General features: G+C 40.1%; 12 protein-coding genes. 3 read left to right on the top strand and 9 right to left on the bottom strand.

All coding sequences use genetic code 11. The annotated features are described in order from the left end of the window. Positions 1–18: 18 nt before the first annotated feature. From AJGP001_RS03700 to AJGP001_RS03670, 7 genes are all read right to left on the bottom strand, one after another. The gene (locus tag AJGP001_RS03700; protein WP_058386222.1) at positions 19–840 is read right to left on the bottom strand and encodes a carbohydrate ABC transporter permease; all 822 of its coding nucleotides are present in this window, start codon (positions 838–840) and stop codon (positions 19–21) included. After that, positions 818–1,801, bottom strand: coding sequence for a carbohydrate ABC transporter permease (locus AJGP001_RS03695; protein ID WP_071153909.1), 984 nt, complete (start codon positions 1,799–1,801; stop codon positions 818–820). The genes AJGP001_RS03700 and AJGP001_RS03695 overlap by 23 nt, the downstream gene beginning before the upstream one ends. 111 nt (positions 1,802–1,912) lie before the next feature. Next, positions 1,913–3,148 (bottom strand): ABC transporter substrate-binding protein, encoded by a 1,236-nt coding sequence (locus tag AJGP001_RS03690; RefSeq protein WP_071153910.1) that lies wholly within the window; start codon positions 3,146–3,148, stop codon positions 1,913–1,915. A gap of 365 nt (positions 3,149–3,513) precedes the next feature. Beyond that, positions 3,514–4,338: an energy-coupling factor ABC transporter ATP-binding protein gene (locus tag AJGP001_RS03685; protein ID WP_071153911.1), complete on the bottom strand. Its 825-nt coding sequence runs from the start codon at positions 4,336–4,338 to the stop codon at positions 3,514–3,516. Beyond that, a complete protein-coding gene (locus AJGP001_RS03680) occupies positions 4,331–5,194 on the bottom strand; it encodes an energy-coupling factor ABC transporter ATP-binding protein (RefSeq protein WP_071153912.1) in 864 nt (287 codons plus the stop codon). The genes AJGP001_RS03685 and AJGP001_RS03680 overlap by 8 nt, the downstream gene beginning before the upstream one ends. Further along, positions 5,194–5,931 (bottom strand): energy-coupling factor transporter transmembrane component T, encoded by a 738-nt coding sequence (locus AJGP001_RS03675; protein ID WP_071153913.1) that lies wholly within the window; start codon positions 5,929–5,931, stop codon positions 5,194–5,196. Before AJGP001_RS03675 ends, AJGP001_RS03680 begins: the two co-directional genes overlap by 1 nt. 53 nt (positions 5,932–5,984) lie before the next feature. Beyond that, positions 5,985–6,590 (bottom strand): ECF transporter S component, encoded by a 606-nt coding sequence (locus AJGP001_RS03670; RefSeq protein WP_245830230.1) that lies wholly within the window; start codon positions 6,588–6,590, stop codon positions 5,985–5,987. A gap of 391 nt (positions 6,591–6,981) precedes the next feature. On the opposite strand from AJGP001_RS03670, the gene AJGP001_RS03665 reads away from it, so the two are divergent. After that, positions 6,982–8,028 carry an FUSC family protein gene (locus tag AJGP001_RS03665; RefSeq protein WP_071154000.1) on the top strand — a complete coding sequence of 349 codons (1,047 nt, stop codon included), beginning with the start codon at positions 6,982–6,984 and terminating at the stop codon, positions 8,026–8,028. A 77-nt stretch (positions 8,029–8,105) separates the two neighbouring features. On the opposite strand, the gene AJGP001_RS03660 is transcribed toward AJGP001_RS03665, so the two are convergent. After that, positions 8,106–8,948 (bottom strand): aldo/keto reductase, encoded by an 843-nt coding sequence (locus AJGP001_RS03660; RefSeq protein ID WP_071153915.1) that lies wholly within the window; start codon positions 8,946–8,948, stop codon positions 8,106–8,108. A 171-nt stretch (positions 8,949–9,119) separates the two neighbouring features. Between AJGP001_RS03660 and AJGP001_RS03655 the strand changes: the two genes are divergently transcribed. Both AJGP001_RS03655 and AJGP001_RS03650 read left to right on the top strand, forming a co-directional pair. Beyond that, complete coding sequence (locus tag AJGP001_RS03655; RefSeq protein WP_078080164.1) at positions 9,120–10,583, top strand: amidase family protein; 1,464 nt, start codon at positions 9,120–9,122, stop codon at positions 10,581–10,583. A 272-nt stretch (positions 10,584–10,855) separates the two neighbouring features. Continuing rightward, entirely contained in the window at positions 10,856–11,281 is a 426-nt protein-coding gene (locus tag AJGP001_RS03650) for a hypothetical protein (RefSeq protein ID WP_078080163.1), read from the top strand. Positions 11,282–11,417: 136 nt separating this feature from the next. Here the strand turns inward: AJGP001_RS03650 and AJGP001_RS03645 are convergent, their stop codons facing one another. Beyond that, entirely contained in the window at positions 11,418–11,873 is a 456-nt protein-coding gene (locus tag AJGP001_RS03645; protein WP_071153916.1) for a hypothetical protein, read from the bottom strand. Positions 11,874–12,258 lie beyond the last annotated feature (385 nt).

Raw genomic sequence — 12,258 nt, 5'->3', positions numbered from 1 at the left:
TTTCCCTCCGTATTAGCGTTACTTTATTGAACCGCTGATTCCTTCAACGATGTATTTCTGGGCAAATATAAAGACCAGTACTGGCGGAATAACCATGACCAGTGTAATAGCCATAATCGGAATAATTTGCAGTTCATGGACTCCTTGAAACGATGCCAGTCCAAGGGTCATCGTGTATTTTGCTTTGTCTTGCAAATAAATTAAAGGACCAAGGTAGTCGTTCCACACCAAAATAACATTCAAAACAGCTACCAGTACGAGAGGCGCCTTCATAATAGGCAAGAAAATCTTATAAAATATTTGGAACTCGTTCGCTCCGTCAATACGGGCAGCGTTCTCCAAATCTTTCGGTATATTCATCAAGAACTGGCGAAGTAAAAAGATATAATACGCAGAACCAAAGAACGCCGGAACGATTAAAGGTTTTAACGTATTGATCCAACCAAGCATATTGAATTGCATATAAAGTGGAATCATTGTGACGTCCCACGGAATCATCATTGTGGACAACAAAAGAACAAACAGAAAGTTTTTGTATTTAAAATCGTATCTCGCAAATCCATAAGCTACGAGAGAACAGGAAATTAGCTGGCCAATTGTTGTTAGGACGGTCACAATCACCGAGTTTTTAAAATAAACCCCGAAATTTTGGCTGTTCCAGGCATCCACAAAGTTGCCGAACAATAGTTCTTCCGGTATAAATTTTGGCGGGTACGAAAATACTTCAGGTTCTGTTTTAATCGCAGTAATCAATGCCCATAGAAAAGGAAAGACAAAGTAAAGGGAAAAAATAACAAGGACAGAGTAAACAATAATTTTATGCCTTTTGGAAATCTTCATTATTTTTCACCTCACTTTTTTTCTTTTTTTCCCTTTTTTCTTTTTTCTCCTTTTTTACTTCGGCTTCATAAAAGACCCAAGCTGAGGAAGATTTAAAGATCATTAATGTAAATAGCATGATGATGATAAACATGAACCACGCATTGGCACTGGCATAGCCCAGTTCGTGATGCTTGAATGCATTGTTGTAGACAAACAATCCGTAAAAGTACGTTGATTTTAACGGACCGCCACCCGTCAAGAGTAGCACCAGCGTTAATTGCTGCAATGCGGCAATGACAGAAGTAATCACGTTAAAGAGAATGGTCGGTGTAATAGACGGAATCGTGATACTAATAAATTGGCGAATCACACCGGCGCCGTCAATTGCAGCCGCTTCGTACATATCGTGCGGAATGCTTTTAATATCCGTGTAAAAAATCAGCATCATGGTGCCGACGCCCCATGCGCTGGCAATGACGATGGCTACAATCGCCCATTTCGGATCGATAAGCCAGCTGGGTTCTTCAAGTCCAAGAAAAGACAGTAAGTAATTGAAAACCCCATATTCTGTGTTAAACATCCATCCCCAAATAATGGATACCGCTACACCCGATACGACAGCTGGCAGATAAAAGATGGTCCTGAAAAATTTCATCCCTTTTATTGGCTGCGTAATAAGAAGTGCGAGAATCAATGCCACTCCCAAGTTGAGCGGAACAAAAATAAGGGCAAACTTGAACGTAATAAAAAGCGAATTATAGAACTGAGGATCAGCTGTGAACATTTTAGTAAAATTGGCTATACCGATAAATTTCGCTTCACCGGCAATCGGCCAATCAAATAAACTCATGACTAGCGAAAAAGCGAGTGGTCCCAGCGTGAATGCAAGGTAACCAATAATCCATGGCAAGATGAATAGATAAGGAACACGTTTACGGATTAATGTGAACTTTTTTTCTTTTTTCTTTTTAATGGGCATGTTTTTCCCTCTTATTGGTTTGACCTAAAAACAATAAATCACTTTATAAAGAAAAATGAGAATAAACTTGAATGCGTTCTCATTTTTCTTCATATTTCTAACTGTCCATAATTATTCCACTACAGTCTTAATGGCTTTTTTCGGTTCGACTCGTGTACTCGGGTTGAACATTTGTTCGAAAGTAAGTTCTAAATTTTCCGATAACTGACTCCAATCCTCTGTTATAAAGGAGGTTGGTGTATATTCTTCACTTTGTTCTAACATACTATAAAATACTTTTTTAGCTGGATCTTCTTGTAATTTTTCTGATTCTACGACGCTTTTAAGAACTGGCAATTCAAACGAAAGTCTTTCTTTGTTTGCTTGCTCCCCAGTCCAGAATTCCATGAATCGAAATGCTTCTTCTTTGTGCTCCGAGTCTTTAGACATCGCAACTCCAGAAGAACTTACAATACTTGCACTTGGCTTGTCTCCAAACGATGGAATTTCAACAACGCCGAAGTTTATGCCAGCTTCTTCAAACGCAGACAGGTACCAAGCGCCATTGATGATCATACCGACTTTGCCTGATTTCATTTCTGTATCGCCCCAGCTCTCAGAAGTGATAGCCACTTTTTCTTCAAGCATGTTATAAAACAGATCAAACGTCTCGATTGACTCAGGTGAATTCAAGCTGCCATCTAGGTTTCCTTTGTCGTCGACGTAAGACGCACCGTTACCCCATAAATACATTTCAAAATCATATGGATCTGGTTTTCCTGGAAAAGCGAAACCTGTTGTCTTGTCCCCTTTATTTGTTAACTTCTTAGAAGCTTCCTGGAACTCGTCCCATGTCCATCCAGCTTTCGGATACGCTAGGCCTGCTTTGTCAAACAAGTCTTTGTTGTAGTAAACAACATGAGTTGTGTATCCTACTGGAAGTCCATAGACATCCTCGTTGATTGAGTTGTAGTTCCATAATGCCTCATAGAAATTTTCTTTATACTCTTTGTCGCGTCCTTCAATATAAGGATCTAATGGCTCGAGCGCATCTTTGTATTGCGGGTAATTCCACATATACATGACGTCAGGCGCATCTTTAGCCCCGATGCCTGCGGTGATTTTGGTATCATAATCCCCACCATAGGCCTCCAAAACCACATTAATATCTGTGTTTTCTGCGTTAAATTGATCGATTAGTTTCTCTTGAAGTTCAACATCTTCCCCTACATCCCATGTCGCAAAACGAAGTGTGACTTTGCCATCCTCGTTTTTTCCATCGCTTGATTCTGACGAACTGCATGCCGATAACAACATGACAAGCACTAAAGTAAAGACGAGAAATACATACCCCTTTGAAAATTTCATCCTATCCCTCCTAGCTATTTATAAATGTATTATAATCAATAGTTTTACTAAAAGTAAACCCTTTTATCGTTTATTTTACTAAAATATAATTATTAATCTGAAAAATCCGATTTTTATTAAAAGATTTTGTATAGTAAAGTTCAAAAGAGACCATGAAAAAAGAGAATGCCTGTGACGCGCATCCTCTTAAGCTTTTGGTTCCATTGAATTGTAGCTATTTTATTCCGCTATAAATAGCGTTCCTTTACGCACGGTCGAATCTATAGAAATGGTCTCTCCGCTCTCCAGTAAAACATTCACAGTCTTCTCTTTGTAACGTTCATCAATGTAGATGAGTGACGGACTATCCATTGTCTTCGTACGCATTATACTTTTTCTATAGACTGATGGTGACTTTTTATATACTCAATCAACTCTTTTTTAGATAGAACCGCATGAGGAATATTCAGTAAAGCAGCCATTTGAGCAACTGCCGGAGGCTTCAGCTTACTTTCTTTTAAAATTTCTTCTTGATAAAAAATGGCGATTGCTTGATCATCTGCTACAATTCGACGATTCGCCATCACGATGATTCGCTTGAAATGATCGGTTACAAATTCCATATCATGGGTGATGGTTATTACAGTCTTCCCCATGGACTCTAGTGTTTTCAACAGATTCCCCAGTATTTCCAAACCAATTTTATCTTGTCCCGCTGTTGGTTCATCCAGAATAATCACGTCAGAATCCATTGCGATAACAGATGCTATCGTCACAAATTTTCTCATGGAATACGGCAAATTGTACGGATTTTCTTCTGCATACTGTGAAATGCCACAAAGCTCTAATGCCCATTGAGTCATCTCTTCAATACGCTCCAGATCAAATCCCATATTTTTCGGTCCAAATCGCACTTCTTTTATCACTTCGTTATGAAAGATTTGATCGTCTGGATTTTGAAAAACGTAACCTACTTTTCGCGACAGTTGTGCGGTGGTCTTGGAAGTTGTATTCCACTCTCCTACAACAACTTCGCCGGTGGTTGGTTTTAATAAGCCGTTCATCAGTTTTACTGCCGTTGTTTTTCCTGCACCATTTTGTCCCACTATTGCCACTCTCTGCCCTTGCGGAATTTCCAGTGATAAATTTTCCAATGCCAGTGTTCCATCAGGGTATTTGAAACTAATATTGTTCAAAACGAGATTAGTCATCAGTTAATCCCCCTACGCTAGTTTTAAAACAAGTCATTATTTCAGCATATTTTATAGGTAAAAATTCTAGCGGAACTCCGGCTTTTTGAAGTTCAAGAGCCACTTCGGTTACATGAGGATACTGGACATTTGCGCTTGCATAAAGAGGATCGCTCAATACTTTCCTCGTCTCACCTTGCACTAAAATAACGCCTTCGTCTAAAAGAATTAATGTATCCGAATGCTCAGCTACCAAATCCATTTTATGTTCTACAAGGATAATTGTTTTTCCTTTTTCCTTCATTAATCGAATGATGTCAAATACTTGATCCGTCCCGATAGGATCTAACTGGGAAGAAGGCTCATCTATTACTAAAATTTCTGGATCCATTACAATAATAGAAGCTAGTGCTACACGCTGTCGCTGGCCTCCTGAAAGTTCAAATGGATTTTTTTCACGTAAGTCCTGAATATTAACGAGTGTTAAAACTTCTTCTACTCTCGGATAGATTTCTTCTACAGGAACTCCTAAGTTTTCTAGACCATATGCCACTTCTTCAAAAACCGTCTCTTTTACACCCGATATTTGCGTAAATGGATTTTGAAAAACATACCCAATTTTTTCACTTAGTTGGCCAAGTTCATAGTCATTCATATCTTTGCCATCCAGTATAACGGTACCGTCCAATTCTCCTTTATGAAAATGTGGAATAAAGCCTCTGATGATGTTGCAAAGTGTCGTTTTACCTGATCCATTATTTCCGACTATGGATACAAAGCTTCCTTTTTCTATATCTACTGTTATATGTTTCAGTACCCATTCATCACCAACGGGATACCTGTAAGAAACGTCTTTCAGTTGGATGATTGATGTCATCAGAAAACCCTCCAAATAATAAGTCCTATCACAATGATGATATAAATCCACGGCAGGACACGATCGATTGGCCGTTTAGTCAACTTGTGAAGACTGGTCTTTTTCCCAGGTGCAGAAAAAGCCCGTGCCTCTAAAGTTATGGCTCTCTCTTCTGTACTTGCTATCGAAGAAAGAATGAGCGGTGTTAATGTCGGAAAGAAAGCTTTTGCTCTAGTTATAATCGAACCTTCTGTTTCGACTCCTCGTGTTTTTTGAGCCTCCATTATGGTGTTTGACTGACGTCGCATCTCTGGAATGATTTGTAATGTTGACAACACAACATACGCTCCTGCAGATGGCATGCCGGCATCTTCCAGTGATTTCACAAAATCTTTTACTTCCACAATGCGGAAAAACAAAATAAAAGCAGAACCAATTGCTAAAATTCGTGATGTTAACGTCAATCCATAATTCAAACCTTCTCTGGAAACCTCAAAAATCCACCAGGACGCAAGAACTTCTTCTCCGGGATAAAAGAATAACTGCATCAAAAATACAATGACTAACAAGATAACTAACGTTTTTGAGATAAAAGATAAAAATGACTTGGCTACACCAGCAGCAACTGCAATCAGTACCAACACCGGAAACCAGGCAAAGGCAAACACATAATTAGGAACAATGATGACAGTAGCAGCAATAAATAAAGCAAAATAAAATTTGGTTAACGGATACAAATTCACTAGTGAGTTTTTCATCCTATATTATCTCCCTTAACGTACTTTTTGCTTAGTCAAAAGCAGCGAAATACTTATTTATTGCGATTGCTCTTTTTCATATACAAATGGCCGTACTTCATTTTGGATAAATAGCGATCCGAAATACTTTTCACGATAAAGTAAACAAATAAGACCGAGATTACTTTGTCCGCAATTTCCGTAATAATAGTTGAAGTGAAAACTGCACTCCAAATATTCTGACCCATCGCTAAAAATGTCGCCGTAATGGCAGACGACGTATTGCCTGTCGCTCCTCCAAAAAACAAAACCGTAATAGGTGCAGAAGCTATTACCGCGATTGCTGTAATTATAAGACCTGAAATTATGGCTTTATAAATCGTGCGGAACATGCCGTATTTTGAAAGCAAACCTGCACCTAAACCGATTGCCATGGACGTAATAACATACGGGAAGTAGATTGGATTAAAAATCGCAGTAATTGAGTTTGTTATAAAAGCTGCTACAATCGCAACTAACGGACCTGCAATCACACCGACTAAGATCGTGCCGATTGTGTCCAAAAAAATGGGTAACCTTAAAACTTGGGCTACTTGAAACCCAACAAAGTTAATGGCTACCCCGATTGGAATAAGTAAAAGTGCTAGTAAAGTAAAATCTTTTTTATAGTTTCTCTTCATTTTCATTTCCTCCTTTTGTAAGGTGCGTCGCTTTTTGTCTCGCTTTGATGATTATTTACTTTCATTTTCTCGGCATTCCTTCTTTTTTTATTATTTAGTACAGGGCAACTAGTAGTAGTTGAACAACAGTCTCAAACACAAGATCTCATAAGGCGAATACAACCAACTTTCTTACTATTTTCTTTTAAGAAAACGTTTTTATTTCCTTTTCTTTAGGCTAATGTAAACGTTGTCAATAGTCAATATGCTTTAAATATTGCGTGATTTCCGGAATAGATACGAAATCTCCCCAAGGACATGTTGCTAATTGAGTTAGAGTCTCTATAGACATGAATGATATACTGGACTACAGGAAAAAATACTACACAAAAGGAAGGGGGGTCAAACGATGATGCGATCCTTTCATTTCAGTGGCGGGCGAATTGTGAAAACCGGCATTGCGATCTTTTTGACCGCAACGATTTGTTTATGGTTTGGCTGGCCGCCTGTCTTCGCCGTCATCACGGCCATTGTGACCATCGAGCCAACCGTTAGCGATTCGATTAAAAAAGGACTGGTCCGGTTTCCGGCTTCTGCCATTGGTTCGGCCTTCGCTGTCCTCTTTATCTCACTCTTCGGGAATTCACCGATTACGTATACACTCGCTGCAGTTGCCACGATTTTAGTTTGTTACCGGCTCAATCTGCACGCTGGATTACTCGTTGCCACATTGACCTCTGTTGCGATGGTTGAAGTGATCCATGACGATGTCTTAGTGTCGTTCTTCATTCGACTAGGAACAACAACGATTGGATTGCTAGTGTCTACGGCTGTCAACATGCTGGTGTTCCCACCCAACTACCGAAAAGACATTCTAAAAAGCATTCAATCGATCAGTGAACGTGCAGGCAGTGTGTTGGAACAGACATTTCAAACCATCCTTTTTGACAGCGATGCAAATCGCCAAGAAGAAAAATTGATTGTAAAAAAACTAGTTACAGAAGTTCGAAAAACCGAGAAGCTCATCCATTTCCAGCGCGACGAATCCAGTTTGTACCCGTGGGTGCGCGAGCGAGAAGCCGAACTTCAAATGGCAGAAAAGCAATTGCTCTTCTTACATAACTTAGAATTCCATTTAGATGCCCTACTTTATATCCCGCTACATAAGTTGACGTGGACAACCGATGAGCGAGAGATTATTATGAACGCCGTCACAGAACTCGCAAACGACTTGAAACACTCGGTTGACTACGATCACGAAAAGCACCAATGCCAATTAAAAAACATGACCGATTTGTTTTGGGACAATAGTAAAAACATCACCGCAAGCGACGCCCTGCGCCCAACGGAATTCCCACCCGAATTCACCATTCTTTACGAGCTCATCACGATTTACGATTTAGTGGATAAGTTTTTTGATCCAGAGAGTGTGAAAATAGAGAAGAATGTGGAGAAATAAAAAATAAAAACGGCCGTGCTGGAAACTGAGTGGTTTCTGGCACGTCCGTTTTTTAGCATGTAGATTAGCACCTTCTCTTAAAATTCTTCATGCGTAGCCGGGTCCATATCAAACAATCTGCCGTCTGGGTGGGACAGTTCTGAGATTGACGTCATTTCGGCTTCGCTTAACTCAAAATCGAAAATAGCCAAGTTTTCACGCTGCCGCTCGGGCGAAGTAGAACGCGGAATTGAGACAGAGCCGATTTGGTATTGCCAGCGCAATACAATTTGAGCAATGGTCTTGTTGTGGGCTTCCGCAATTTTTCCGATGGCGTCATTCGTCAAAATATCTTTCGCTTTAGCAATTGGACTCCACGACTGTGTTTGGATTCCATGATCCGCGTGCACGTTTCGCTGATGTGCTTGGTTAAAGAACGGATGCAATTCCACTTGGTTCAAGCTCGGCGTCACTCCCGTTTCTTGAATAATGCGCTCTAAATGATCTGGCAAGAAATTACTGACACCAATCGACCGGACGAGTCCCCATTTTTGCGCATCAATCAATGCCTGCCACGCTTCTACGTAAGTATCTTGATTGGGCATTGGCCAGTGGATCAAATACAGATCGAAATAATCTAGCTGTAAACGATACAACGATTCTTGAATGGCTACTAAAGCTTTTTCATATGTGTGATAACGTCCCGGCAATTTGGACGTTACCCATAGCTCTTCACGCGCAATGCCGCTGCGTCGTATGCCTTCGCCGACCGCTCCTTCGTTTTCGTAATTATACGCCGTATCGATCAACCGGTAACCGGCATTGATCCCACTGCTGACTGCGTTCGCTCCGGCGTTGCCCCACAGCCCGTATGTACCGAGTCCCATAACAGGTAAAGTTGTTCCGTCGTTTAATGTCACTTCTGGAATTGATTTTTCCATCTACTCCCACTCCTCTCAATTCTATTTTCAGATTACTCTTACTTCTCTCTAAACTCAAACACTTTGGTTTCGGATTTGTTGTTTACACCAAGCAGCACATTATACTTTATGTAAAATTAAGAATTAATGTACAATTAACAACAGCACATCATTTTAGCGAGGAGCCTACTTATGAAAACAAATACATTCCAGTTAAACGAAACGACAATCCAAGACATTCAACAAGCTTTCCGTGACAATAAACTCACCTCCGTGGAATTGGTCCAAGCTTATCTTGACCAGATCAAAGCTTTCGACCAGAATGGCCCAAAAATCAATTCCGTCTTGACGATCAATCCAGACGCACTGAAAATCGCAGCACAACTAGATGAGAATCGCGGACAAGATAACCAAGGTCCCCTTTACGGTATCCCTGTGTTAGTAAAAGACAATATCGAAACAAAAGATCCAATGCCGACAACAGCCGGCGCGATTGCACTCGAACACAATTTTGCGAAAGACGATGCTTTTGTTGCTAAGCAATTGCGAAACGCAGGCGCGATTATTCTTGGCAAAGTAAACTTGAGCGAATGGGCGTATTTTATGTCGCAAGAAGGGCCGAGTGGCTATAGTTCACTTGGCGGACAAGTGCTAAACCCATATGGCGTCGGTGTTTTTAAAGCAGAAGACGTTGGCGGTTCGAGTTCAGGAACAGGTGCCGCTATCGCATCGAATTTCGCTGTTGTCGGAGTTGGTACAGAAACGTCCGGCTCAATTTTGAGTCCAGCAAGTGCCAATTCGATTGTTGGCATTAAGCCAACCCTAGGCCTCATTAGTCGCTCGCGCATCATTCCAATCGCTGAAAGTCAGGATACAGCTGGACCAATGGCGCGTACTGTGACAGATGCTGCGATTTTGCTTGGCGCGATGACTGGCGTCGACGAACAAGATGCGGCAACACTAAAAAGCGCGGAACATGTACTCACTGATTACACGCCGCACTTGAAAAAAGACGGTTTGAACGGTGCCCGTATTGGCGTCGACCTGAGCTTTTTGAACGACAAAGCACCAGAAGAACGTGCCATTATGGATGAGGCCATCGAGCAATTCAAAACACTCGGCGCCACGGTAGTCGAAGTGACAATTCCAAAGTCAACATTTGAGTCAGACGTCTTGTGGTATGAATTCAAGCGTAACGTTAACGATTACTTGCGCACCACACCTACTGAAGTGCCAGTCAAATCACTTGCGGACGTGATCGAATTCAACAAACAAGAACCCGAACATCGCATGAAATTCGGCCAAGCCGAACTCGAAAAATCACAGGCTTTGAGCGATGATCCAAACAACCCGACATACCTGGAACACCGCAAAACTGATTTACGAACTTCTACTTCAGAAGGATTGGATCTCGTCATGCAAGAACACCAACTTGACGCGTTATTATTCCAAAATAACCGCGGTGCCGATATGCCCGCAAAAGCAGGCTACCCGTCTATCACCGTTCCGTCCGGCTATACAAGCAGTGGACATCCCGTTGGTGTTACGTTCAGCGCACAAGCGTTTAGCGAAGCGCGGTTGATTGAACTTGCTTATTCTTATGAACAGGCAAGCTTGAAACGACAAGCACCGGATTTGGAATCTTACAGAGTTTAATTGAGACATTTAAAACACCCTTTATTGGATCGTCGGCATCGAGATGCCCGTCGCTCAGTAAGGGTGTTTTTCATTACAGTTTCTAATAATTTTGCGGGATTGGTGGCTAGACCTCCTTTTTCTATAAGTAGATTTTAGTTCTATTCATATTTCCATAATAATAGTTTTTAAAAACCACAAAAGAGATTGAGTTTTTTTGTTTACCTTATAGACATTTCCTTACAATTAAGTGTAATTAGAATAATACCAAATTCTAGAAATGAGGAGATTATATGTCTATCCGTTCAAGATCAAGCGAAGTAAATAAATCTGTTTTGAAACAAAATTTAGGATTGATGCAATTATCAAATACGACAGTCTTTACGAAAAGTCAGGTTTTTGTCTTATCGCCTTCAATGCAGAACGCTCACAACTGGTTTGACTTGAGAAAAATTAACATTGATCGTTTCAATGAAAGATCTACAAAGGGATTTTTGCTTATTCGCTTTTTCGATAAGTTCTTGTTAACAGACCTGGCTCAATTTAAGAAGCAAATGATGCCTGAAGAACGATTCGTATTTACGAAGACCATGGGCAACCATTGGAAGTTCAATATCATTGAACAAGGAAACACTTACTCCATTGTTAACCAGCAAAATAAAACAATAAAATATAAGATAGAAGAATTCTCAGCTAATAGGTTGCAGCAACTAATATAAAGGTAGTCTCAAATGACTAAATAAAAAATGCTACACCTGCTCTGTTGATTGGCAGGTGTAGCGATGTATAAAGTATAAACGGTAACATGCAATTAGAATTACTGCTTGTTAGAGAAGTAATTTCTAACATCATAGTCTATTCATGAGCATCCGTAATCTCTCGCATTAACTCCACCCAATCTTCCCGTTTAAAATTATAATAAGCTAACTCAATTTTTCTGAGAACGAGGTGAAGACTATCAAATTGTTCATCAGATCGGAACCGCCACCAGCTTTTTATAGTAGGCGCCTTTGTACCCGGTGGATAATACATTAACGTTCCTTCTGGGTTAATAATGGCTTCCAACTTATCCACATCCAAATACCCGTGCGGAAAATCAATATAAAGACCAAGGGAAGCTTTATGCGGTTTAATCGTTCCCATTTTATGCGTAGATTCCGCATTTTGGTTTTCAAGAGAGTCACTCCAAGAGACCGGTTTGTCACCTGTGATTACAAGCTGCTCATCTACGCTCGTTTCAACTTTACAATGAGGAAGTTCCTCAAACACTTCGCGTATTTCTTTCAATTTTTGTTTTACTATTCCGTCCATTTTGTCACTCCTTTGAATTACTTGCTGATTCTAACAAAATTTTTCTGTCAATTTGATTATTAGAATTTTGTAGAATTATTTATCTGACACCCTACTATACTAACATTTCAAATTTACTTTTGATTTCTAGCTCCTGGTTTTAAATTACCTCGACACCATTTAACAAAATTTCCCGAGTGAAGAAGATACGTTTTCTAAGTATTTTTAGCTAATAACCCAGACTTTGATTTTCCTTGAACCTCTTGCTCATAAGCCTGATATAAATCCTCCAATTGTTGAATAAATTCCTGCGATGCTTTCACGATTATCGTCTCCTCGTTTCATTGGATAAATTAGATTTTGACGTGATGTCTTTTTCATCAAAGAATCATACTTGTTTAACTAC

The sequence above is a fragment of the Planococcus faecalis genome (assembly GCF_002009235.1).
GTDB lineage: Bacteria > Bacillota > Bacilli > Bacillales_A > Planococcaceae > Planococcus > Planococcus kocurii.
This window is presented reverse-complemented; position numbering and strand designations above follow the sequence as displayed.